The sequence below is a fragment of the Microaerobacter geothermalis genome, assembly GCF_021608135.1.
GTDB classification, from domain to species: domain Bacteria; phylum Bacillota; class Bacilli; order DSM-22679; family DSM-22679; genus Microaerobacter; species Microaerobacter geothermalis.
This window is the reverse complement of sequence record NZ_JAKIHL010000028.1, coordinates 25,522-48,301: the sequence shown is the minus strand read 5'-3', so window position 1 is coordinate 48,301 and position 22,780 is coordinate 25,522. Positions and strand designations below refer to the sequence as shown.

27 protein-coding genes are annotated in these 22,780 nt (G+C 40.1%); all 27 read left to right on the top strand.

Annotated features, from left to right (window positions below; all coding sequences use genetic code 11):
• The first annotated feature begins 320 nt into the window (after positions 1–320).
• Entirely contained in the window at positions 321–593 is a 273-nt protein-coding gene (locus L1765_RS10855; protein ID WP_236407194.1) for a YqhV family protein, read from the top strand.
• A 74-nt stretch (positions 594–667) separates the two neighbouring features.
• Entirely contained in the window at positions 668–1,105 is a 438-nt protein-coding gene (locus L1765_RS10850; RefSeq protein ID WP_236407192.1) for a CD1247 N-terminal domain-containing protein, read from the top strand.
• A gap of 170 nt (positions 1,106–1,275) precedes the next feature.
• On the top strand, positions 1,276–2,238 hold the full coding sequence (spoIIIAA, locus tag L1765_RS10845) for a stage III sporulation protein AA (RefSeq protein ID WP_236407190.1): 963 nt from the start codon (positions 1,276–1,278) through the stop codon (positions 2,236–2,238).
• A complete protein-coding gene (spoIIIAB, locus tag L1765_RS10840; RefSeq protein ID WP_236407188.1) occupies positions 2,235–2,753 on the top strand; it encodes a stage III sporulation protein SpoIIIAB in 519 nt (172 codons plus the stop codon). Before spoIIIAA ends, spoIIIAB begins: the two co-directional genes overlap by 4 nt.
• Positions 2,754–2,765: 12 nt before the next feature.
• Entirely contained in the window at positions 2,766–2,969 is a 204-nt protein-coding gene (gene spoIIIAC / locus L1765_RS10835; protein ID WP_236407186.1) for a stage III sporulation protein AC, read from the top strand.
• Positions 2,970–2,981: 12 nt separating this feature from the next.
• Entirely contained in the window at positions 2,982–3,371 is a 390-nt protein-coding gene (gene spoIIIAD / locus L1765_RS10830; protein WP_236407184.1) for a stage III sporulation protein AD, read from the top strand.
• A gap of 12 nt (positions 3,372–3,383) precedes the next feature.
• Positions 3,384–4,547 carry a stage III sporulation protein AE gene (spoIIIAE, locus tag L1765_RS10825; protein ID WP_236407182.1) on the top strand — a complete coding sequence of 388 codons (1,164 nt, stop codon included), beginning with the start codon at positions 3,384–3,386 and terminating at the stop codon, positions 4,545–4,547.
• A gap of 12 nt (positions 4,548–4,559) precedes the next feature.
• Entirely contained in the window at positions 4,560–5,246 is a 687-nt protein-coding gene (gene spoIIIAF, locus L1765_RS10820; protein WP_236407180.1) for a stage III sporulation protein AF, read from the top strand.
• A gap of 2 nt (positions 5,247–5,248) precedes the next feature.
• Positions 5,249–5,875 carry a stage III sporulation protein AG gene (gene spoIIIAG, locus L1765_RS10815; protein WP_236407178.1) on the top strand — a complete coding sequence of 209 codons (627 nt, stop codon included), beginning with the start codon at positions 5,249–5,251 and terminating at the stop codon, positions 5,873–5,875.
• Positions 5,876–5,886: 11 nt separating this feature from the next.
• Entirely contained in the window at positions 5,887–6,441 is a 555-nt protein-coding gene (locus L1765_RS10810) for a SpoIIIAH-like family protein (protein WP_236407176.1), read from the top strand.
• Between the two features lie 349 nt (positions 6,442–6,790).
• Positions 6,791–7,297: an acetyl-CoA carboxylase biotin carboxyl carrier protein gene (gene accB / locus L1765_RS10805; RefSeq protein ID WP_236407174.1), complete on the top strand. Its 507-nt coding sequence runs from the start codon at positions 6,791–6,793 to the stop codon at positions 7,295–7,297.
• A 12-nt stretch (positions 7,298–7,309) separates the two neighbouring features.
• Positions 7,310–8,659, top strand: coding sequence for an acetyl-CoA carboxylase biotin carboxylase subunit (accC, locus tag L1765_RS10800; protein ID WP_236407171.1), 1,350 nt, complete (start codon positions 7,310–7,312; stop codon positions 8,657–8,659).
• Between the two features lie 58 nt (positions 8,660–8,717).
• Positions 8,718–9,137: an Asp23/Gls24 family envelope stress response protein gene (locus L1765_RS10795; RefSeq protein ID WP_236407208.1), complete on the top strand. Its 420-nt coding sequence runs from the start codon at positions 8,718–8,720 to the stop codon at positions 9,135–9,137.
• A 59-nt stretch (positions 9,138–9,196) separates the two neighbouring features.
• Complete coding sequence (gene amaP / locus L1765_RS10790; RefSeq protein ID WP_236407169.1) at positions 9,197–9,754, top strand: alkaline shock response membrane anchor protein AmaP; 558 nt, start codon at positions 9,197–9,199, stop codon at positions 9,752–9,754.
• Positions 9,755–9,766: 12 nt separating this feature from the next.
• Complete coding sequence (locus tag L1765_RS10785; RefSeq protein ID WP_236407166.1) at positions 9,767–9,976, top strand: DUF2273 domain-containing protein; 210 nt, start codon at positions 9,767–9,769, stop codon at positions 9,974–9,976.
• A gap of 149 nt (positions 9,977–10,125) precedes the next feature.
• Positions 10,126–11,151 carry an NADPH dehydrogenase NamA gene (namA, locus tag L1765_RS10780; RefSeq protein WP_236407206.1) on the top strand — a complete coding sequence of 342 codons (1,026 nt, stop codon included), beginning with the start codon at positions 10,126–10,128 and terminating at the stop codon, positions 11,149–11,151.
• A gap of 48 nt (positions 11,152–11,199) precedes the next feature.
• Positions 11,200–11,616 (top strand): transcription antitermination factor NusB, encoded by a 417-nt coding sequence (nusB, locus tag L1765_RS10775; RefSeq protein ID WP_236407164.1) that lies wholly within the window; start codon positions 11,200–11,202, stop codon positions 11,614–11,616.
• A gap of 91 nt (positions 11,617–11,707) precedes the next feature.
• Complete coding sequence (gene folD, locus L1765_RS10770) at positions 11,708–12,559, top strand: bifunctional methylenetetrahydrofolate dehydrogenase/methenyltetrahydrofolate cyclohydrolase FolD (RefSeq protein ID WP_236407162.1); 852 nt, start codon at positions 11,708–11,710, stop codon at positions 12,557–12,559.
• A 274-nt stretch (positions 12,560–12,833) separates the two neighbouring features.
• Complete coding sequence (gene xseA / locus L1765_RS10765) at positions 12,834–14,207, top strand: exodeoxyribonuclease VII large subunit (protein ID WP_236407159.1); 1,374 nt, start codon at positions 12,834–12,836, stop codon at positions 14,205–14,207.
• Positions 14,182–14,433, top strand: a complete 252-nt coding sequence (gene xseB / locus L1765_RS10760; RefSeq protein WP_236407157.1) for an exodeoxyribonuclease VII small subunit — start codon at positions 14,182–14,184, stop codon at positions 14,431–14,433. The genes xseA and xseB overlap by 26 nt, the downstream gene beginning before the upstream one ends.
• The gene (locus L1765_RS10755; RefSeq protein WP_236407154.1) at positions 14,430–15,329 is read left to right on the top strand and encodes a polyprenyl synthetase family protein; all 900 of its coding nucleotides are present in this window, start codon (positions 14,430–14,432) and stop codon (positions 15,327–15,329) included. Before xseB ends, L1765_RS10755 begins: the two co-directional genes overlap by 4 nt.
• Before the next feature lie 760 nt (positions 15,330–16,089).
• Positions 16,090–16,716 carry a hypothetical protein gene (locus L1765_RS10750; protein ID WP_236407152.1) on the top strand — a complete coding sequence of 209 codons (627 nt, stop codon included), beginning with the start codon at positions 16,090–16,092 and terminating at the stop codon, positions 16,714–16,716.
• Positions 16,697–18,586, top strand: coding sequence for a 1-deoxy-D-xylulose-5-phosphate synthase (gene dxs, locus L1765_RS10745; RefSeq protein WP_236407150.1), 1,890 nt, complete (start codon positions 16,697–16,699; stop codon positions 18,584–18,586). Before L1765_RS10750 ends, dxs begins: the two co-directional genes overlap by 20 nt.
• Complete coding sequence (locus tag L1765_RS10740) at positions 18,583–19,413, top strand: TlyA family RNA methyltransferase (protein ID WP_236407148.1); 831 nt, start codon at positions 18,583–18,585, stop codon at positions 19,411–19,413. The genes dxs and L1765_RS10740 overlap by 4 nt, the downstream gene beginning before the upstream one ends.
• 218 nt (positions 19,414–19,631) lie before the next feature.
• A complete protein-coding gene (locus tag L1765_RS10735; RefSeq protein WP_236407203.1) occupies positions 19,632–20,486 on the top strand; it encodes an NAD(+)/NADH kinase in 855 nt (284 codons plus the stop codon).
• 18 nt (positions 20,487–20,504) lie between these two features.
• Positions 20,505–20,954 (top strand): transcriptional regulator AhrC/ArgR, encoded by a 450-nt coding sequence (gene ahrC, locus L1765_RS10730; protein ID WP_236407146.1) that lies wholly within the window; start codon positions 20,505–20,507, stop codon positions 20,952–20,954.
• Positions 20,923–22,695 carry a DNA repair protein RecN gene (gene recN, locus L1765_RS10725; RefSeq protein WP_236407145.1) on the top strand — a complete coding sequence of 591 codons (1,773 nt, stop codon included), beginning with the start codon at positions 20,923–20,925 and terminating at the stop codon, positions 22,693–22,695. Before ahrC ends, recN begins: the two co-directional genes overlap by 32 nt.
• Positions 22,696–22,780 lie beyond the last annotated feature (85 nt).

The following is a 22,780-nucleotide window of genomic DNA, read 5'->3' as shown; positions in this document are numbered from 1 at the left end:
TTAAACGATGATCACTATAAAGAGTTAGGTGAAGACTTTTTACAGAAGCGAAACCAAGAACGAATGGAAAGATATTTTATCGCTAAGGTGCGTCAATTAGGATACGAAGTTCAGAAGAATACTGCATCATAACTACTGGAAACATTTACAACGATTATCCCGGGCATCCCTATACCCATTTTTATCTGGAAATTGATACCAAGCACTTGACATTTTTAGATCAGTATGACCCGGGAGGGAATTATTTTCATATCAAAGATTTACACGTCTTTAAAAAATCTGAGAAACCTAGTTTTATTTCGTCATTGGGAGTGATGGATATGTTTGACCTATTTGAAAAAGCTGTCCTAGGCATGGCAAGTCTTAGGATATTATCCGGGAGTATAGAGATTTTTGCCGCTCTGCTTATTTTAAAGTCTAATCAGGTTGAAAAGGCGCTTATGATAAATTCTGCATTAGCACTAGTTGGACCGGTTATTCTCATCACAACGACAACGATAGGGGTTTTGGGATTATCGGATAAATTGTCATATTCCAAACTTTTATGGATTGTCCTTGGTGTTTCTCTCATCCTTATTGGAGTCAAAAAATAGCTTCCCCTTTATGGTGTAAAAGTATCCTCATATAGTTATACTATGGAGGATAGATTTAAAAGGGAGGAAGTTGCATGGAACAAATGGAAAGCCAACTGGCGTATTTACGTGGATTAGCAGAAGGATTAGATATTACAGAAAACAAGAAAGAAGGACGAATTATTAATGAATTAATTTATTTGATGGAAGAAATGGGTAGAGAGATAAGAAAATTAAATCAAAGAATGAAAGAACAGGATGAATATGTGGAGGCAATTGACGAAGATTTAAGTGATGTGGAGGATTTTCTCTTTGAAGAAGATGATGATGATTTAGACGATGATTTACATGATGATGACGATCTCAGATATTTTGAACTGAAATGTCCAAAATGTACGGAATTTATCCGCGTTGATTCAGATGTTTTTGAAGACGATGACGTGGTCGAGATACGATGCCCGGAATGCGATGAATTGATTATCCTAAATGATGATCTCCTTCATGAAAACGTGGATGATGAAATAAGGCAATAGGTATGTGGATTTATCAACAAAAAAAGCGGTTTTTAGCTTTATCGCTAAAAACCGCTTTTTTATGTGGAGAAACTGCTAATGAGATTTTGTTCTTAATGGCATAAATTGTCCAAGCGCGCATATGAATTAGGTAAATCGAGTGGACAAAGTTAAATGGGGAGTGCTCTTACATGGTAAAAGATATATTGAGAATTCTTCCTGCTTCTGTCAGGCAATTAATTCAAACCCTTCCGACCGAAGTATTAGTGGAATTGGAAGAGATAAGGATTCGGGTTCAGAAACCGCTTGAAGTAATTTGGAACGGGAGATCTGAATTTATTACCCCATCTGGCAAGCTGACATCCCATTCTGAAGAGGGGTTTAAAGTAAATCCTGAAGATTGCATAAAACTGATGAATCTGATCAGCAATCATTCCTTATATACCCTTGAAGAAGAGTTAAAGAGAGGTTATATCACCATTCCGGGGGGGCATCGGATTGGTATATCCGGAAAAGTAATCCTTCAAGGTGGGGGGATTCACCATATAAAAGAAATAACCAGCTTTAACATACGATTTGCTAGGGAAAAGGTAGGAGCTGCTTCTAAGTTATTGCCATATCTTTTTGAGAACCGATCACTAAGGAGTACCTTGATTATCTCGCCACCCCAGTGTGGCAAAACTACTCTCCTTCGGGATTTAGTTCGTCAATTAAGTTACGGGAGCATTGAGAGACATATTTCCAGCTACAAAATCGGCTTAGTGGACGAAAGATCAGAAATTGCCGGATGCGTAATGGGAATTCCTCAGAAGGACGTGGGTCCAAGGACTGACGTGTTGGATGGATGCCCGAAGGCTGAAGGGATGATGATGATGATCCGTTCCATGTCCCCTGATATCTTGGTCGCTGATGAAATTGGCCGGAAAGAGGACGTTTATGCCCTCCAGGAGGCTCTCCATGCCGGGGTTAAAATCCTGACAACCGCCCACGGAACTGATATTGATGAAGTGGCCAGAAGACCAACCCTGTCACAGATGATACAGCAGCGATTTTTTGAGAGATATGTGATTTTATCCCGGAAAAAAGGTCCAGGGACGATTCATGCTGTGTATGACGATCAGTTTCGCTCCCTTTTAAAGGAGATAGTGCAATGATGAAGATATTGGGTGCCTCCATTGTTGTATTTGCCACCACCTATTTCGGTTTCTATTTGGCAAAAACCTATGCTGAAAGGCCAAACCAGATCAGAAATTTGCGGAGTGCTTTGAAGATGCTGGAGACAGAAGTGGTGTATGGCGCAACGCCGATCAATGAAGCATTTCGCCATATTGGAAAAAGAATAAAGGAACCGGTAAGTTCATTATTTATCCAGACCGCCAAGCGTTTAGAAAATGGGGATGGACTATCTTTTATCGAGTGCTGGAAATACTCGCTAAATGAAGAATGGAGAAACACCTTTCTAAAAAAATCTGAGTATGAGATTCTTCTACAATTGGGACATGTGATCGGTTTGTCAGGAAAAGCAGACCAGGTAAAACATATTCATCTCGCCTTAGCCAATCTGGAGGTAGAAGAGTTGCAAGCCAAGGAAGATCATGAAAAATATGCAAAGGTAAGTAAAAGCCTGGGAGTTTTATCTGGTATCTTAATTGTAATTTTGATGCTGTAGGGGTGGGATAAAATGAGTTATGACGTAAATGCCATTTTTCAAATCGCAGGTATCGGGATTGTCCTTGCCATTATTCATACCGTATTAAAACAAATGGGGAGAGAAGAAATTTCCAATTGGGTCACGTTAATCGGTTTTGTCATCATACTTTTTTTGGTGATTAATTACCTAAGTGATCTATTTCAGGAGATAAAACGTGTATTTCTGTTTCGTTAAGGAGATAGATTCATGGAAATTATTCAGATTGTTGGGCTAGGTTTAGTTTCTACCATACTGATCCTTATTTTAAAAGAACATAAGCCGTTATTTGCCTTTTTGCTTACGATTTTTATAGGTGTGATTATTTTTTTCTATCTCGTTGGGAAAATCTCTGAGGTCATCCAGATTTTAGAAAAAGTGGCAGTTCAGGCAAATGTCAATATGGTTTTTTTGGAAACGATCTTAAAAATTATTGGAATTGCCTATATTGCAGAGTTCGGAGCGCAAATAACCAAAGATGCAGGTCAGGGCGCAATTGCCTCAAAGATTGAATTAGCGGGAAAAATTTTAATTATGGTTTTGGCGATTCCCATCATTACTATCATTATAGAAACCGTTTTAAATTTACTTCCCTCGTAAAGGATGTGTGTTATGTATCGAGGAATCGTACTATTTTCTACCCTATTCTTTCTTCTTGCTCCTATAGGTTTTGCGGAAACCTGGTCGGTAAATGGCCTTGTCGAGAAACAAAGGGAACAATTGGATACTCAAAAAATCGAAAAATATTGGCAAGAATTAATGGATGAGTATGGTGGTTTTTTTCCGGAGATGACAGTGCCAAATATTCTTCAATTGGTCCTTTCGAATAATGAGTTCTCAATTTCCTATTTTTTAAAAGGCTTTTTAAAATTTATGTTTTATGAGTTAATCATCAACCTAAAATTACTGGGTGCCATTGTGGTATTAACCGTATTTAGCATGATTCTAGAGACCATACAAACCGCATTTGAGAAAAATACTGTAAGCAAGGTGGCCTATGCCATTTCCTATATGGTTCTAATCATCATCGCGATTAACAGTTTTTATTTAGCTGTTAACTATGCAAGGGATGCCATACAAGGAATGAATGATTTTATGTTGGCGATTATTCCCCTGGTATTAGCCCTGTTGGCCTCTATGGGCAATTTCGTTTCCGTTTCCTTGTTCCATCCGTTGATTATTTTGATGGTTAATATCAGTGGAACTTTAATCGTAAATATCGTATTTCCTCTGTTGTTTTTCTCGGCGGTGATCAGTATCGTCAGCACCTTTTCCGAAAAATATCAAGTTTCACAACTGGCCAAGCTCACAAGGAATATTGGGATTGGAATACTGGGAATTTTTCTTACTGTATTTCTGACAATCGTTTCAGTTCAAGGGGCAAGCGCCGCAGCAACCGATGGAATTACAATTCGAGCGGCAAAGTTTATCACCGGCAATTTTGTTCCAGTTGTAGGGAGAATGTTTTCTGATGCGACGGATACCGTTGTGGGAGCATCATTATTAATTAAAAATGCTGTAGGGATCTCAGGCGTTGTGATACTTCTTTTTCTTGCAGCATTTCCAGCGATAAAAATTTTGTCCTTAGCCCTTATTTATAATTTTTCCGCAGCTGTGATGCAGCCATTAGGCAATAGTCCCATTATAGAATGCCTAGAAACCATCGGCAAAAATCTCATCTATGTTTTTGCCGCCTTGGCAACTGTAGGACTTATGTTTTTTCTTGCAATAACCATCATGATTACGGCGGGAAATATATCAGTGATGATTCGCTAGAGGTGAGAGGATATGATTGCTCTCTTGAGCCTATGGTTTAAAAAAATTATCATTTTGATCTTACTAGCTACCTTTGTTGATTTGCTTATTCCTTCCTCATCATATCAAAGGTATATAAAGTTTGTGGTTGGTTTAATTATTATTGTCACCATTTTACAGCCGATATTCTTCCTTCTAAAGAAAGAAATAACCCCTCAAAACCTTTCCATCGATAAATGGTTGGCAAGTGAAGAAGTCACCGCCAATCAGCCGGACGTTTCATCCATCAAGGAGCAGGGAGAGAAATTGAAGGAGAATTTGGACGTTCTGATTATGAATCAAGTAGAAGGGAAAATCGAACAGTTAATAACAGAAGAAGTGGAGAATTCCTTTCCTGTTCAAGTCAATCAGGTGGATGTAAGTATGGAACAAAAAAATGGACAGCGGCAGCTGGCAGCAGTGTCTCTCCTTATCACTCAACTGAATCAGAAAACCAACTCAACGAAAGAATCTGATACCCTCTCAATCCAGCCTGTAGAAATAAAGCCCATCGATGTTCATATTGAAGAAAAAAGAGAATCAGTACCTGTGAGTGAAGAAATGAGGAAGGATATATCAGAAACCACTGCCGTTAGCAAGCAATTAAGAAAAAGATTATCCATTTCTTGGGATATACCACCGGAACAGATTCGAATTCAATTTGTAAGAAGGGGTGAGTAATTATGGGAGAGAAGGGATGGCTGTCAAAGTGGATAGACCATAAGAATTTAGAAAAAAGAAATAAAAAAACAACTCCAATACAGTGGCTTATTCTTTTGGCAGCTATTGGGGTTGGAATCATGATCATCACCGATTTTATCACTGTTAAAGAAGATTTGCCGCCCAATAATCCACAAGAGATTTTGGATAAGGCAGCCTTTGGTACAGGAGCGGCAAAGAATTTAACGATGAAAGACTACGAAGAGATGTATGAGTCTGAACTTAAAGAAATATTGGAGCAAATGGTTGGGGTAGACAGCATATCGGTAATGGTAAATTTAGACTCCACAGAGGAAAGGGTGATCGAGAAAAACAGAAATACCAATCAGCAGTTAACCAAGGAGAGGGATACGAAGGGTTCGTCCAGAGATATTGAAGACCGTTCACAGGATGTCCAAGTTGTTTTAAAGAGAACAGATAACGGAGAAGAGCCCATCGTGCTGAAAACATTAAAACCAAGGGTAAGGGGGGTTCTCATCGTAGCGAATGGAGTAGAAAATGCCCAGGTCAGAGTGTGGATTACAGAGGCAGTGCAGCGGGTGCTTGATGTTCCCGTTCACAATATTTCAATTTTGCCAAAGAAAAAATAGGAGGGAAAAAGATGACGTTAAAAAAGCAAACGATATGGTTGCTATCCATGCTTACTCTAATGATTGTGTTAGCTGCATATCTGTTGTTTTCAACCCCTGTCAATAGGATTCAGATAGTGGATAACAACCAGGAGCAAAATTCAGAGGAAATGGTTACGATTACCGAAAATATCCCAATACCTGAAGGGAATCAGCCACAATCATCCGTCTTAAAAAACAGCAACGATTATTTTGTCAGTTATAAGCTGCAAAGAGAAATTCTTAGGTCTCAGCAAATCGAGCAGTTGAAGGAAGTACTAACTTCTGATGCTTCAGCTGAAGCAATTGCCCAAGCAAAGGCCAGTATTGATAAAATTCAAGCTCTAGAAGATGTGGAACTTCAGTTGGAAGAATTGATTAAAGCTGAAGGGTATAACGATGCAGTGGTCATCTCCAAGGATGATCGGGTAACGGTCATTATCCAAAGTGATGAACCCGAAAGAACTCAGATCGTAAAAATTATTAAATTGGTTAGCGACCAGCTAAAAGTTTCGGGCAGCAATGTGACTGTAAGTTTCAAACCATAATGTATGATTATTCCCTATTTATAGATCTGGAATTAAAGATTCACTCGTCCGCTAGTCGAGTTCGTCTGGAATTGATTCATGTCCGCATCTAGGCCAAAGAACAGAGCCATCAAAACATCTGGGTATTTCGAAGATGGAGTCATTTTGACGGCTAATTCCCGTCCTTTAGCTTCTACGCTTAGTACGAACTCGAAGGCTGTCTGTATGAATTCTTTAATTCCTTCTATATAAAAAATCCCTAATGCAGGGATTTTTTTGTGGAAATGAATCTCAGAGTTGGCAAGTTGGTGAGAATAACGTATGATATAGGTTAGGAATTTGATTTAGATAAAAAAGGAGTGGAAAAGAGATGTTAAAAATTCAGGAAATCAGGGAATTGATCAAATTAGTGGATCAATCCAGCATCTCAGAATTCGAGTTTGAGGGTGATGGAGCCAAAATTTCAATGAAAAAGGGGACCTTAAAGACAAATGGATTTGAACAACCTGAATCTGTCCAGCATGCTGCTCCTGCACCGGTTGTTGAAGTAAAGACGGAGTCTGCTCCGGTTGTACCTGCACCTAAAGTGGAAGAGAAGAAACCTGAAGCATTGACTGTTGTTGAAGATGATGTAAATTATCATAAAATTGTATCTCCAATGGTAGGTACTTTTTATAAAGCTCCTGCCCCTGATGCTGAGCCTTACGTAAACGTTGGAGATAAAGTAAAGGAAAATACTGTGGTATGTATCGTAGAAGCAATGAAACTAATGAACGAAATTGAGGCCGAGGTTCGTGGTGAAATCGTAAAAGTTCTTGTGGAAAACGGGCAATTAGTTGAATATGGACAACCTTTGTTTCTGGTTAAACCGGAATAAAGGAGGACGACAATGTTTAATAAAGTGCTCATTGCAAATCGCGGAGAAATTGCAGTACGAATTATTAGGGCCTGTCGGGAAATGGGCATTTATACAGTTGCCGTATTTTCCGAAGCGGACAGAGAAGCCCTTCATGTTCGTTTGGCTGATGAAGCATACTGTATAGGACCTACACCGTCTAAAGAGAGTTATCTGAACTTAACCAATATTATGAGTGTTGCAACTTTAACTGAATCCAATGCCATTCATCCAGGCTATGGCTTTTTAGCGGAGAATGCCGATTTTGCCGAGATCTGTGAAGCTTGCAACATCACTTTTATTGGACCGTCTGCTGAGGCCATCACAAAAATGGGGGCAAAGGCTGTAGCCCGGGAGACGATGAAGGAGGCAGGAGTTCCTGTTGTACCTGGAACAGACGGTATAATCAAAGAGATTGATGAAGCCATTAAAACGGCAAAAGAGATTGGCTACCCGGTTATCGTGAAAGCAACGGCAGGGGGTGGCGGAAAAGGGATGAGGGTGGCTTATTCTGAAGACGAACTCAAAAAAGCAATCAACATGGCTCAGAAGGAAGCTGAAACCGCCTTTGGCAATCCCGGTGTGTATCTGGAAAAATATTTGGAAGAACCGCGTCATGTGGAAATACAGATTATCGCTGATAAACAGGGTAATGTCGTTCATCTGGGAGAGAGGGACTGTTCCATTCAGCGCAGGCATCAAAAATTGATCGAAGAAGCTCCTTCTCCTGCGTTAAATCCTGAATTAAGAGAACAGATGGGAGCAGCTGCTGTTGCTGCCGCTAAAGCAGTAAATTATTCTGGGGCGGGAACGGTTGAATTTTTACTAGACAAGCATGGTAACTTTTATTTTATGGAAATGAATACACGGATTCAGGTAGAACATCCTGTTACAGAGCTGATTACTGGGGTAGATTTAATTAAGGAACAGATTTCTGTTGCTGCAGGCAATCCCCTTTCTCTTAGACAAGAAGATATTGCCTTTAACGGTTGGGCCATTGAGTGCAGAATTAATGCGGAAAATCCAAGCAAAAACTTTATGCCTTCACCTGGTAAAATACAAATGTATCTTCCGCCAGGAGGACCGGGCACACGGGTAGATAGTGCTGCATACCCAGGTTATGTCATCTCCCCATTTTATGACTCCATGATTGCTAAAGTAATTGTTTGGGGAAAAACCAGGGAAGATGCCATCTCCAGAATGAAGAGGGCCCTTGTAGAATTTGTCATTGAAGGTATTGATACCACCATTCCTTTTCATCTAAGTGTGCTTGATCATCAAGCATTTGTTAGCGGGGACTTTAATACAAAGTTCCTCGAAACTTACAAAATTAACTTGGATTAAAGTGGAATTTTCTTCTCTTTTTTTGATAGTATAAGACAAGGAGGTGTTTATGGTGGAAATGGAAGCCTATATTCCAGAATATGAACATACAGATCTTGGTAAGATCCAAATTGCACCTGAAGTGATTGAGGTCATTGCTTTTTTGGCGACGTCAGAAATAAAAGGGGTTGCTTCGATGAGCGGGAGCAGCTTCGTGGGTGATATTGCCGAGCGGTTTGGAAAAAAGAACTTGGCAAAAGGTGTGAAGGTAAATGTTGGGCAAAAAGAGGCATCAATCAACGTTTCGGTGGTTATTGAGTTTGGCTATCGAATTCCTGAAATTGCCCAACAAATTCAGGATAACGTCAAGCAGGCTATTGAAAACATGACAGGTTTGCATGTGTCAGAAGTAAATATCCATGTGGTGGGTGTATTTATGCCCACTGAAGAGAAAAAAGATAAAAATCAATTGGAAGAACAAATTCAAAGGGTTCGTTAGCCATCATCCCCCCAATCATGATTGGGGGGTATTATTAAAAGAGGGTAGGAGGGAAATGGATGAACTTTTTCGATCGCTTTATATTCTTTGTTTTTTCATTATTTGTTGCCCTTCTTTCCATCATCATGATGTTTATGGGACTTAGGCTTATTCCTCGTTACATACTGACAGATGGGTTAGGTTTGGTATATCAATCCAGAAATGGAAGTCTTCTGATTCTCATTATGTCGTTCATTCTTTTGGCTGCAAGTTTTCGATTGATGGCGGTATTGCTTAAAAGAAAACGCGGAGTAGATACGATTAATCAGAGGAATGATCTTGGAGACATACGGATTTCCATAGCTACCTTACAGCATTTGGCCATCAAAGAAGCATCAAGTGTTCCCGGTGTAAGAGAAGTGAAAGTAAAGATCAGAACCTCTGAGAAGGGAAATGTGATCGTTTTAAGAGTTATTGCTGATGGCCATTCATCCATACAAGAGATGTCGGAGCAGCTGCAACGTAGAGTGAAATCACATGTGGAAGAGATCTCAGCTATTCCCATCCATCAAGTAACCGTCTTGGTTGCTGATATTGTCAATAACGCCGCTGAACAAAAAGTTCGCCGAGTGGAGTAAGGAGAGTTTCTTGTGTGGGATTGGGTTTGGTTACATAAAGGGAAAGTTTTAGGGATTTTATTTGGTCTTTTTTTTAGCATCGTGTATCTTTTCTTTGGACTTCTGGACATGATCGTGGTCTTCCTTATCCTCTCTTTAGGTTATATGGTTGGGAGAAAATTGGATAACAAGGAAGATTTAAAAGAGGTTTTACAGAAAATATTGCCGGAAAAGTTTAAATAGATTTGATTCAGAAAAAAGTGGATCCTAAGGATACACTTTTTTCTTGTTTTTTTGAAATATCCAGTGTTTTGACGACGATATCTAACTTGTATCCTTGCAGCAATAAATGGTATTGTAAGTATGAAATTTTTTTCAAATAGGAGGAATGAATTGTGGCTCTCTTGTTTCAACCGTTGATGATTAAAAATATGACCATAAAAAACCGAATCATGATGTCTCCAATGTGTATGTATTCAGCAACTTTAGATGGAAAACCAACGAATTGGCATTTCATACATTATCCCACAAGGGCCATTGGTGGCGTTGGTTTGATCATGTTGGAAGCGACTGCTGTTGAACCCAGGGGTAGAATCAGCAATAGAGATTTGGGAATCTGGGATGACAAACATATTGATGGATTAAGACGGATCGTAGATCTTTGTCATGAAAATGGAAGCAAAGTAGGCATTCAATTGGCGCATGCTGGGCGGAAATGCGTTGTTCCCGGTGAAAAAATTGTAGCCCCCAGTTCGATTCCGTTTAATTCTGATTCCCCAACTCCTGAGGAGCTAACGGAAGAAGAGATTGAGAAGATCATTAAAGCCTTTGCGGATGGAGCAAGAAGAGCTAAGGAGATTGGTCTGGATGTTGTTGAAATTCATGGTGCTCACGGGTATCTTATCCATGAATTTTTATCCCCATTAACCAATAGTCGTTCGGATCAATATGGAGGTCCATTGGAGAACAGGATGCTATTCTTAAGGAAAGTAATCAGATCTGTTAAGCGGGAATGGGGAGAAGAAAGACCTCTGTTCTTAAGGCTATCAGCCAGTGACTATGCTAAAGGCGGAATTACTATAGAGGATACGATTTCCATTGCCGAAGCAGCCTATGAGGAAGGGGTGGATCTCATTGATGTGAGTTCCGGTGGACTTCTTCCGATAACAGTCCCTGTCTATCCTGGATATCAAGTGGGATTTTCCGAGGCGATAAAAAAGAAGCTAAATCAACCGACGGCAACGGTTGGCCTTATTACTACCCCGGAGCTTGCTGAGGAGATTTTGTTCAATGGTAGAGCTGATCTGATTGCCTTAGGGAGAGAACTGTTGCGCAACCCTTATTGGCCATTAGAAGCGGCCCGCATGTTAAATCACGAAATCCAGTGGCCGGAACAATATAATAGAGCCAAAAAGTAAATAATAATTACGATAGGGTAAGCAAAACCTAACGAGGGAGAATTTAGTGTGAAAAGAAGAGAAGCTAGAGAGAAAGCGATACAAGCCTTATATCAAATGGAAATGACGAAAAATTCCGCTGAGGAAGCGATTGCCTCCGTTATTGAAGCCCAAGGTGGAGAAAAGGATTCCTATTTGTTTCAATTAGTGGAAGGTACCACGCATAATTTGAAAAAAATTAACGATACCCTGACCCCTTTTTTAAAAGGATGGGCGATTCATCGTTTGGCAAGAGTAGATCGAGCGATTTTAAGACTATCTGTTTATGAACTTCTTTTCCAGAAGGAGATCCCTGTGGCTGTTGTCATTGATGAAGCCATTGAATTGGCAAAAAAATTTGGTACTGAGCAATCAAGCAAATATGTAAACGGTGTGTTGGCAGAAATGAGCAAAACCATCAGGGAGGACAAAAAATCCGAACATTAAAACCTCTCTTTGCAATAGTATTCGCCTTTACAACTTTGTTGGTTAGATATAAACTAAAGTTTGTGATGAAAAGAACGAGGGGGAGTTTCTGATGTCTGGAGTGATCATAAGTGGAAAAGTATTAGCGAAAGAAATGCGTGAAACCATGAAATCGGAAGTGGAAGAACTAAAGAAGGCGGGTATTATTCCTGGCTTGACCGTCATTTTAGTTGGGAATAATCCGGCCTCTCTTTCTTATGTCAAAGCGAAGAGAAAAGCATGTCAAGAAGTAGGTATGTATTCCGAATTAATTCATCTTCCTGAATCGACTACCCAGGACGAGCTGTTGGGAAAAATATCGGAATTAAATAAAAATCCAAAGATCCATGGAATATTGGTCCAACTTCCTTTGCCTGAACACATTGAGGAAAAAGCAGTAATTGCCGCCATTTCACCCTATAAAGATGTGGATGGTTTTCATCCGATTAATGTAGGAAATATGGTTATTGGTGATTCCTGCTTTTTACCTTGTACACCACATGGTATTATTAAAATGATTGAAAAAACCGGAATAGAGATTTCAGGAAAGCATGCCGTGGTCATTGGCAGAAGCAACATTGTCGGGAAACCTGTTTCTCTTTTATTACTGCAAAAAAATGCAACTGTAACCATTTGTCATTCCAGAACAAATCATTTAAAAGAGATCACACGACGAGCAGATATTTTAATTGCTGCAGTTGGACGTCCGAAGATGATTACCAAGGAATATGTATCACCTGGAGCTATTGTGATAGATGTAGGGGTTAATCGCATCGAGAATGGAACTTTGGTGGGAGATGTTGATTTTGAGGAAGTAAGGAAAATCGCGTCATACATCACTCCAGTGCCTGGTGGGGTGGGTCCCATGACCATTACCATGCTGTTGTCAAACACCATTAAATCGGCTAAGCAGTTTCCTGCTTAAGTGAAGTAAAATAAAGAAAACTTAATTTAGGGGGAGTTTTGCTCCTGATGAACTTTAGTTGTGCCGCGCAGGACAATGATAAGTATGGACTGAATTAGTCCTCAAACTGACTCCATCATCGAGATTCTCAGGTGTTTTTGGGGGTTTCGTATAGATCAATAGTGGGCAATATTGGTGGCGGTTAGCCACAGTACCTAGAAGTGATTCAGGTCCGTTTCAAGTCTAATGTGCAAATAGTTTGGTGATATACCACCGAAGAAAGAGTGGATCGTGGATGGATGATCAAAATATTTTTTCTGTTTCTGATTTAAATCGATATTTAAAAGAACGATTGGAAGCAGATTCGCTATTAAATGATATATGGATACGGGGAGAAATCTCTAACTTTACTCATCACAGAAGCGGTCATATGTATTTTTCCCTAAAGGACGAAGGGAGCCGGATCAAGGCGGTTATGTTTGCAGGGGCAAACCGCAAGCTTCTTTTTATGCCCAAGGAAGGGCAAAAGGTGATCGTTCGCGGTAATGTTTCTGTTTATGAGAGGGATGGGCAATACCAGTTATACTGCAAAGAAATGCAGGCAGATGGTATTGGAAGCTTATACTTGGCCTTTGAGCAACTAAAGGAGAAATTGCAAACCGAAGGACTTTTTGATCCCGTTCATAAAAAAGAACTACCAAAGTTCCCCAAAACAATTGGTGTCATTACATCTCCGACAGGTGCAGCGATTCGGGATATTGTGACAACCATTAAGCGGCGTTATCCTTTGGCCAATATTCTTCTTTACCCTGTTTTGGTGCAAGGAACCGAAGCTCCTCAGTCTGTGGCCCGTGCCATACAATTAAGCAATGAAAGAAGTGAGGTAGATCTCCTGATCGTTGGTAGGGGAGGGGGTTCAATAGAAGAACTTTGGGCATTTAATGAGGAAATTGTGGCAAGAAGTATCTTTCTTTCTCGTATCCCGGTCATTTCTGCAGTGGGACATGAAACCGATACAACCATCGCTGATTTTGTGGCTGATATCAGGGCGGCTACCCCTACTGCTGCCGCAGAGATTGCTGTTCCCCATATCCGTGAATTAAAAGATAAAGTTCTTCATTATCGTCTCCAACTGCAAAGAACTCTGTTGAATGTCTTAGGAGATAAAAGAAAACAGTTGGATGGATTAAAAAAATCATATGTGTTTAAGAGACCTAAAGACCGGGTTGAACAAGCTGCCCAGAGGGTGGATCAGTTAAACAGCCGCATGATGTCTGCTCTCCAAAGAAATCTGGAAAAAAAGAGAACGAAATTGGTTCAGCTAAATCTTATGTTGGGAAAGCAAAATCCCCGTTACAAGGTCGGTTATACAAGAAAACAACTGGAATATTTAAGGAAAACATTATCTAAGGCAATCATAGCTGATTTAAAAGATAAGAAGAAACAATTATATTACACTCTGGCCAAACTGGATGCGTTAAGTCCTTTAAAAGTGATGCAAAGGGGATATTCTCTAGTATATAATGAAAATCATGAGTTGGTAAAATCTGTTCAAAAGGTTTCTCCGGGAGATATTGTAAAGGTAAAGATGATTGATGGACAGCTGGATTGTCAAGTGTGGGGGATTGAGGAAGAGGTGAATTATGGAAAAGCAAACAAAGATGGATGAAATGTCCTTTGAGGAAGCTCTATCTCGTTTAGAAAAGGTAGTCGAATCCCTTGAGGATGGGGATGTGTCTTTAGAAGTGGCTATTGAGCTTTTTCAAGAAGGAATGCAGCTTTCAAAATTATGTACAAAAAAATTGGAATCGGTTGAACAGCGTATTGAAATGCTTATTGAGAAAGAAGGGGATATGGAAAAGGTACCTTTTCGTTTAGAGGAGGAGCAAGATTGAGATACAAGCATATCATTCCATATTTACAAGAGAAAACCTCCTGGGTGGAAAATGACCTGGTTTATCATTTGAAAGAGATCGACATGCCGTCACGATTAAGGGAATCTATGGAATACTCTTTACTGGCAGGTGGGAAGAGAATTCGTCCTGCCCTTGTATTTGCTTCCATTGAATCCCTTGGAAAAGATCCCAAAATAGGGTTATCGGTTGCAAGTGCCATTGAAATGATTCATACCTATTCACTCATTCATGATGATCTGCCATCTATGGATAATGATGATTACCGTAGAGGAAAGTTAACCAATCATAAGGTTTATGGTGAAGCGATGGCTATTTTGGCTGGGGATGCTCTTTTAACCATGGCCTTTGGGACCATTATGAAAACAAAGGTTCATTATCCCGATGTACGTCCGGAAGCACTTCTTCAATTAATAGAGGAAATTTCTAAATATGCCGGTCCTTATGGAATGGTTGGAGGTCAGGTGGTTGACATAATTTCTCAAGGGGAACCCGGAAATTTGGAAACCCTCCGCTATATTCATCAACACAAAACTGCGGATATGATCATCTGTTCCGTCAGATCTGGAGCGATTCTCGCTGGAGCCTCCTCGGAGCAATTATATCATTTAACCCGTTTTGCATCCTCCCTTGGATTAGCGTTTCAAATTCAGGACGATATATTGGATGAAATTGGAAATTCTGAGCGAATGGGAAAAACTGCTGGAAGTGATCGATCCAATCAAAAGTTAACCTATCCATCACTTATCGGAATAGAAGCCTCCCAGGAAGAAGTAAATCTTTTGGTGAGTGAAGCAAAGGACCAATTAAAGTTGGCGAAAATCTTGCATCCTGTACTTTTCGACTTGGCTGATTTTTTGCTTCATCGGGAATCTTGACTTTTTACATTGTGACTTATTAACAGAATTACGTTAGCGATATAGTACTTTGTGGCAGTCTTTTCATTTGTAGATAACATGAAAATATGTTATAATACATAGTACAAACGAAGAGTGGTGCAGTATTCTAGTCAATCTACCTATCCTGAAGGCGGGGCTAAAAATCCGTTAAAGGGCACATCGATGAAGTTCCTGGTGTTGGCTTTCGACGCCCAGTCGGGGGTTGATACTGGGAGTTAAGGTAGGAGGGCGATCCACAATGGCATGTGGGCGTTGACCCTCCTTCCGCGGAGGCCCAAGTTTGTGGCAAGTGCGTAAGCATGAGTTATGGCTTGGGGTATGAACCTGTATGCGAGCCTACATACCTAATTGGCTTGTGTACAGCGTAGCCTGCCGTGAGTGATGATGGCGGGATTATAGGATTCGAAACCTTGTTCTAATGGCCATTAGATAAGGTTTGGTGCTATATGAAATCATCATTGCAAAAGCGGCTAGGGATATGGTTAAAGATTGTTGAGGAAAACTCCTAGACTGTTCCTTTCTGTGTAGCTTTGTGGGGATTAAAGTGTGGACTAAGTGGTAATCCAGTCTGGCGAATGGTGACACGCCAATGAAGTCATAATGGGAAACCGCCAATATGGCAACGTATTGGTGACTTCATGGGAAAACCTACTGGACCTAAGCCGCAACATTTACCCACAAAGTGACCACTCTTCATACATATCTTTGAATCATTTCGAGAATAGGTGACTCTTTTTACATGAACCCTTTATTTAACAAATCACTTCGGTGGAGTTTAACCATTGCCGTCACTACATTCTTTATGGCGGCACTTTTTACTGTGGTATCCTCATCCCTTTTGGAACAGGTGACTTGGGGGATTGGTATGGCCATAGTTTTTATACTGATCATTATCGGGGTTATATTTGATGCAATTGGTTTAGCTGCGGCCTCTGGGCATGAAGCTCCCTTTCATGCAATGGCTTCCAAAAAAGTACCGGGAGCTAAGCACGGAATTTTTATTATACGCCATGCCGACCGTGTATCCAGTTTTTGTAATGATGTCATTGGTGATATAACTGGTATCGTTAGTGGTACTGCAAGTGCTGCAGTGATTCTGCAGCTTATTTTTTCGTTTGGAGTTCCTGAAAGAAGCAGCTTGGCAACCACCATCGCTGTGATTTTTACCGCACTGGTTGCCGCTTTTACTGTTGGTGGAAAGGCTCTTGGAAAGACCTTTGCCATTCATTATTCAACCGAAATTATTATAGTTGTTGGAAAACTCCTTTTTTATATTGAAAAAATTTTTGGTGTTAATATGATAAATGGGAATTCTAAAAACAGGAAGAAGAAACGGGGGGGCAGAGATGCTACTAAATCAGATTGAAGACCCCAAGAGCTTAAAACAACTGAATATTCAACAGTTGGGAACCTTAGCTTCTGAGATCAGGCGTTTTTTAATTGAAAAACTATCTGTTACGGGTGGTCATTTAGCTCCTAATTTGGGAGTTGTTGAGTTGACCATTGCCCTACACTATCTTTTTGATAGTCCTAAGGACAAGTTCATATGGGATGTTGGTCATCAGTCCTATGTTCATAAAATACTTACGGGAAGAAAGGATTTGTTTGATACTCTTCGACAATATCAGGGATTGTCCGGATTTCCGAAACGGGATGAAAGTGTGCATGATGTCTGGGAAACCGGACACAGCAGCACTTCCTTATCCGCTGCCATGGGTATGGCGCTGTCCAGAGACTTGAAAGGTGAAAATCATAAAATTATTGCAGTGATTGGTGACGGAGCGCTTACCGGAGGCATGGCTTTCGAAGCCCTTAATCATATAGGACATGAAAAGAAAAATATTATCATTGTACTAAACGATAACGAAATGTCAATTGCCCCTAATGTTGGAGCTCTTCATAATTATTTGGGAAAATTGCGCACTGATCAGCATTATGTTAAGGCAAAGGAAGAATTGGAACACTTATTAAAAAAAATTCCTGCCATCGGCGGAAAACTGGCAAAGACAGCAGAGCGAATAAAAGACAGCGTGAAATATTTGTTGGTATCCGGTGTGCTCTTTGAGGAATTAGGCTTTACCTATCTAGGACCTATTGACGGACATAACATTCAGGTTTTATTGAAAAGCCTTGCTCAAGCTGGTAAAACTGCTGGACCTGTCTTGGTTCACGTCGTGACAAAAAAAGGAAAAGGATATGCTCCCGCTGAGGAGGATTCCTATAAATTTCACGGTATTAGCCCGTATAAAATTGAGACGGGAAAAGAGACAAAGAAACCAGGAACTCCTAGCTATTCATCAATTTTTGCAGATACTCTGATTCAGTTGGCTGAAGAGGATAAACGAATTGTTGCAATCACTGCTGCCATGCCAAATGGCACAGGGTTAAACAAATTTGCTGAACGTTTCCCGGAACGAATGATTGATGTCGGAATTGCTGAGCAACATGCCACAACCATGGCTGGTGGCCTTTCCATTGGTGGAATGAAGCCAGTTTTTGCTGTATATTCTACTTTTTTGCAGCGGGCATATGACCAATTGGTTCATGACATCTGCAGGCAGAACTTAAATGTTGTATTTGCTATTGACAGGGCCGGCTTAGTTGGGGCAGATGGTGAAACCCATCAGGGAGTTTTTGATATTGCGTATCTCCGTCATTTACCAAATATGGTATTGATGATGCCAAAGGATGAAAACGAACTGTCCAAAATGGTAAAGACAGCCATTGATTATAATGATGGACCTATTGCTTTCCGTTTTCCAAGGGGGAATGCATCGCAAGTTCCAAAAAAGGAAAATCTAAAACCAATCCCCATTGGAAAATGGGAAATCTTAACCACAGGTTCTGATGCAGCCATCATTGCGATTGGACCGATGGTGGCAGTTGCGATGGAAGCCTATGGAAAATTATTAAGAGAGGGTATCGAAGTCAGGGTAATCAATGGCAGGTTTATCAAACCTTTAGATGAAATGGTACTCTGTCAATTGGCAGAGGAAAATATTCCTATTCTTACCGTTGAAGAAGCCTCATTATTAGGAGGATTTGGAAGTGCCGTTTTAGAGTATTATGCCAATCAAGGATTTCATCATCAAATCGTAAAAAATATCGGAATTCCCGACCAATATATTCAACATGGTAGTGTAAGCCAATTAAGGGAGGAAATCGGACTGACAACAGAAATGATTATCCAGCAGATAAAGTCAGTTACCCTGAGAAAGAGGCAGCGAGCCTTATGACAAAGAAAAAGGAAAGATTAGATGTCCTCCTTGTGGAAGGAGGACATTTTTCCAGCCGGGAACAAGCCAAAAGAGCAATAATGGCAGGTCTTGTTTTCGTTAATAACGAAAAATCAGATAAACCAGGTATGAAAGTTTCCTCAGATGTGAAAATCCGGGTAAAAAGTCCACTTCACCCCTTTGTTAGCCGTGGCGGATTAAAACTGCAAAAAGCCATCGAGCAATTTCACATTGATTTCAAGGATAAGGTGGTCATTGATATTGGTGCATCAACCGGAGGTTTCACGGATTGTGCATTGCAATATCGTGCCAAAAAAGTATATGCGGTAGACGTTGGTTACGGACAGCTGGCATGGAGTTTACGGCAAGATCCAAGGGTAATTGTGATGGAAAGAACCAATTTTCGTTACCTGAAAAAGGAGGATCTATCGGGAGAACCTCCTGATGTGGCTACAATTGATGTATCCTTCATTTCATTAAGCTTAATTTTTCCTGTTCTTGCGGAGATTTTACGGAAACCTGGAGAGATGATCGCGTTAATTAAGCCGCAGTTTGAAGCAGGGAGAGAGCATGTAGGGAAAAATGGACTGGTTAAGGATCCGAAAATCCATTATCAGGTAATAAAAAAAGTGATTCATCAAGCTGATAAATCAGGTTTTCGTCTTCAAGGACTTCATTATTCACCTATCAAAGGTGGTGAAGGAAACATTGAATTCCTTTATTTTGGTCGATACAATCCAGAGAATTGGAATCTTGAAGAAGTTTACCTGGATGATCATATTAAAAATGTCGTAAAGGCAGCACATAACAATTTATCCGATAGCTAGACCCCATCTATTTTATCCAGCGAGGATTGCCTCGCTTTTTCGCTATTTCAAGAAGATTCTATAGAAGTGGAACTAAGTGGAACTAAAGATTTACAGGTCCGCTAGTTGAGTTGTGCTGTTTTTTGATTTATCCAAAGAGGAAATTAATCAAAGACCACGAAGTAAATGATTTGGAGACTATTCAAAGATCTTCAACTCCTTGGAATGGGGTGTTCATGATGCAAGGTATAGGACTAGCCGTAAACAAGGGTAAACCCAAAGCCTGGATTGTGGCTAGAGAATTAGTATATTTAATTGAACAAAGGGGAATCGATGTATATTTGGAACCTGAGCTTGCCCATCATTTTGAAAGAGATGATCTTGCTCTTCCTATAACACGTTTCCATGAAAAAATTGATAAAGTGTTTGTCCTGGGCGGGGATGGCACATTATTGGGATTTGCCAGACATTTTGCACCATATAATATTCCTATCCTAAGCATAAATCTTGGGAATCTAGGTTTTCTGTCGGAAGCAGAACCTGAAGATCTGCCTCGAGCCGTTGAGCAAATTATCCGCAATGATTTTTATATAGAAAAAAGAATGATGCTTGAAGCGATTATCATCCGTAGAGAGGAGCAGCTAAAAAATTTCATTGCCCTTAATGATGTGGGAATCTCTACCGGATCATTCAGTCGTATGATTACACATACCGTTTATGTGAATGAAAGATATTTAGGTTCTTTTTCCGGAGATGGTTTAATCATATCCACTCCAACAGGATCGACAGCCTATTCCTTGTCTGCCGGAGGCCCTATTGTTGTTCCTTACATCGACTTATTTCTGCTTACTCCTGTTGCCCCCCATTCCTTAACATCAAGACCAATGGTGTTATCAGCAGATGAAAAGCTGCGAATCAAGGTGGATTCCACCCACCAGGATATTGGGCTGACGGTTGACGGACAGCTAGGCTTTAAACTTGAAGTTGAGGATGATATTATTATACAGAAATCTCCATATGTAACGTCCCTTATAAAATGGAGAGAACATAACTTTTTTGAAGTGATTCGGAAAAAACTACAGGGTGAAAATTAGTCGGATTGGAGGTAAAAGATGAATAAGGGTCAAAGGCACATAAAAATCAGGGAAATCATATCGACATTTGACATCGAAACGCAGGATGAACTAGTAGAAAGGTTAAAGGAAGCGGGTTACAATGTTACACAAGCAACTGTCTCAAGGGACATTAAAGAACTTCATTTGGTGAAAGTACCGACTGCAAACGGGCAGTACAAATATTCTTTACCTGCAGATCAACGATTTAACCCACAGCAAAAATTAAAAAGGCTCCTCCTTGATAGCTTTGTTAGTATTGACCGTGCAAACAATTTGATTGTGATGAAAACACTTCCAGGAAATGCCATGGCCATCGGGGCTTTAATTGATCATTTGGAATGGCATGAGGTGATGGGAACCATTGGTGGAGATGATACTATTCTCATCATCTGCCGATCAGAGGAAGCTTCGCAAATTGTTACTGATCGTTTCCTTGATATGCTTTAAGATAAACCCTTTAATTCTTTATGTAAAGTGGGTGGTGGTTTTGTTAATAGAACTTTCCATTCGAAATTTTGCGATCATTAAGGAACTTCGCATTTCTTTTTTTGAAGGGTTCCATGTGATGACAGGGGAAACCGGTGCAGGAAAGTCAATTATTATTGATGCGTTGAGTCTTTTATTGGGTGGTAGAGGATCACAAGAATATGTAAAGCATAATGAAGAAAAGGCAGAAATTGAAGGATTGTTTGAATTAAGACAAGGCCACACGCTTCTTTCTCTGTTGGACTCATATGGAATTCAAATGGATGAAGATGATCTCCTTATCGTTAAACGCGAAATTAACAAACAGGGTAAAAGTATAATTCGGATTAACGGTCAGCTAGTTACTTTAGCCATGTTAAAGGAAGTGGGTCCGCAACTGCTACATATTCATGGACAGCATGAGCATCAAGAACTTTTGAAGTCAGACAAGCATCTAGCCTGGTTGGATCATTATGCAGGACTCTCACTCTTTCAGTTAAAAAGAGAATATCGCCACTTATTTGACCAATATAAAGCTTTGATCAAGGAGTTGAAAGAACTGACTGCTAATGAGCAATCTTTAATACAGCGTTTGGATTTACTTCAGTATCAGTTAAATGAGATCCAGGAAGCAAGATTAATCCCAAATGAAGATGAAATCCTCATGCAAAAAAAACAAAAGCTGGTACATCGAGAGAAAATATACCATGGGGTCAATGAAGCTTATCAATATTTATCCGGTGAGCAGAAAGGATTAGAATGGATTGGCCAAGCTGTAAGTTCTTTAGAATCCATTCTTTATTATGACGAAACCCTAAGGGAAATTTTCGAATCCTTACAGTCCTCATACTATATCATGGAAGATGTAGCAAGTGAACTTCGTAGGTATATTGATTCCATGGATTTTGAATCAAATGAGCTGCAGGAAATTGAAGAAAGGGTACATCTTATTTCAACGCTGAAGAGAAAGTATGGGTCAACTGTAAATGATGTGTTAGAATATGCGGATCGTATAAAGAAAGAATTGGATATGATTCAGCATAAAGATCTAAGGATAGGGGAACTAAAAACGAAAATTGAAACGTTGGAGAAACGGATCAGTCAAAAAGCAAAGGAACTTACCGGTGTTCGAAAGAAAGTTGCCCAACAACTTGAAAAAGCGGTTCTGAAGGAATTATTTGATCTTCATATGGAAAAAACCAAATTCTCCGTAAGCATAATAAGTGAAGAAAATCCGGGAGAATTTACTTCTGACGGAAGGGATAAAGTTGAATTTTTAATTTCACCCAACCCTGGAGAGCCTCTTCGTCCTCTTGCAAAAATTGCATCTGGCGGTGAATTATCCAGAATAGTACTAGCGCTGAAACGTTTATTGGCAGATGCTGACCAAGTGGATACCATCATTTTTGATGAGGTGGATACAGGTATTAGCGGTAGGGTTGCTCAATCTGTCGCTGAAAAATTGGCCCTGGTAGCCAAGAACAGACAAGTGATATGTATTACTCACCTTCCCCAGGTTGCTTCGTTTGCCGATGTACATTATACGATCATAAAGCAAATGACTCGGGATGATACTTACACTTCTGTTCGGCAGTTGACTGAAGATGAGCGAATTGAAGAGTTGGCCAGAATGTTGGGGGGCGCAGAGGTGTCTGATGTCACCCGGCAACATGCCAAGGAATTGTTAGAGAGAGGAAATGAAATAAAGCTGAGGGCGATGTGATTTATTCACATCTTTTTTTATTTGTGGAATCATTTTGGGGTTATAAATGGTTTGATGCACGGCAAAATTATAGATACAGCCAAAA

Coding starts and splice junctions, on each gene's coding strand:
- L1765_RS10855 (WP_236407194.1), top strand. CDS start 321: ATGTTTGACCTATTTGAAAAAGCTGTCCTAGGCATGGCAAGTCTTAGG.
- L1765_RS10850 (WP_236407192.1), top strand. CDS start 668: ATGGAACAAATGGAAAGCCAACTGGCGTATTTACGTGGATTAGCAGAA.
- spoIIIAA (WP_236407190.1), top strand. CDS start 1,276: ATGGTAAAAGATATATTGAGAATTCTTCCTGCTTCTGTCAGGCAATTA.
- spoIIIAB (WP_236407188.1), top strand. CDS start 2,235: ATGATGAAGATATTGGGTGCCTCCATTGTTGTATTTGCCACCACCTAT.
- spoIIIAC (WP_236407186.1), top strand. CDS start 2,766: ATGAGTTATGACGTAAATGCCATTTTTCAAATCGCAGGTATCGGGATT.
- spoIIIAD (WP_236407184.1), top strand. CDS start 2,982: ATGGAAATTATTCAGATTGTTGGGCTAGGTTTAGTTTCTACCATACTG.
- spoIIIAE (WP_236407182.1), top strand. CDS start 3,384: ATGTATCGAGGAATCGTACTATTTTCTACCCTATTCTTTCTTCTTGCT.
- spoIIIAF (WP_236407180.1), top strand. CDS start 4,560: ATGATTGCTCTCTTGAGCCTATGGTTTAAAAAAATTATCATTTTGATC.
- spoIIIAG (WP_236407178.1), top strand. CDS start 5,249: ATGGGAGAGAAGGGATGGCTGTCAAAGTGGATAGACCATAAGAATTTA.
- L1765_RS10810 (WP_236407176.1), top strand. CDS start 5,887: ATGACGTTAAAAAAGCAAACGATATGGTTGCTATCCATGCTTACTCTA.
- accB (WP_236407174.1), top strand. CDS start 6,791: ATGTTAAAAATTCAGGAAATCAGGGAATTGATCAAATTAGTGGATCAA.
- accC (WP_236407171.1), top strand. CDS start 7,310: ATGTTTAATAAAGTGCTCATTGCAAATCGCGGAGAAATTGCAGTACGA.
- L1765_RS10795 (WP_236407208.1), top strand. CDS start 8,718: ATGGAAGCCTATATTCCAGAATATGAACATACAGATCTTGGTAAGATC.
- amaP (WP_236407169.1), top strand. CDS start 9,197: ATGAACTTTTTCGATCGCTTTATATTCTTTGTTTTTTCATTATTTGTT.
- folD (WP_236407162.1), top strand. CDS start 11,708: ATGTCTGGAGTGATCATAAGTGGAAAAGTATTAGCGAAAGAAATGCGT.
- xseA (WP_236407159.1), top strand. CDS start 12,834: ATGGATGATCAAAATATTTTTTCTGTTTCTGATTTAAATCGATATTTA.
- xseB (WP_236407157.1), top strand. CDS start 14,182: ATGGAAAAGCAAACAAAGATGGATGAAATGTCCTTTGAGGAAGCTCTA.
- L1765_RS10750 (WP_236407152.1), top strand. CDS start 16,090: ATGAACCCTTTATTTAACAAATCACTTCGGTGGAGTTTAACCATTGCC.
- dxs (WP_236407150.1), top strand. CDS start 16,697: ATGCTACTAAATCAGATTGAAGACCCCAAGAGCTTAAAACAACTGAAT.
- L1765_RS10740 (WP_236407148.1), top strand. CDS start 18,583: ATGACAAAGAAAAAGGAAAGATTAGATGTCCTCCTTGTGGAAGGAGGA.
- L1765_RS10735 (WP_236407203.1), top strand. CDS start 19,632: ATGCAAGGTATAGGACTAGCCGTAAACAAGGGTAAACCCAAAGCCTGG.
- ahrC (WP_236407146.1), top strand. CDS start 20,505: ATGAATAAGGGTCAAAGGCACATAAAAATCAGGGAAATCATATCGACA.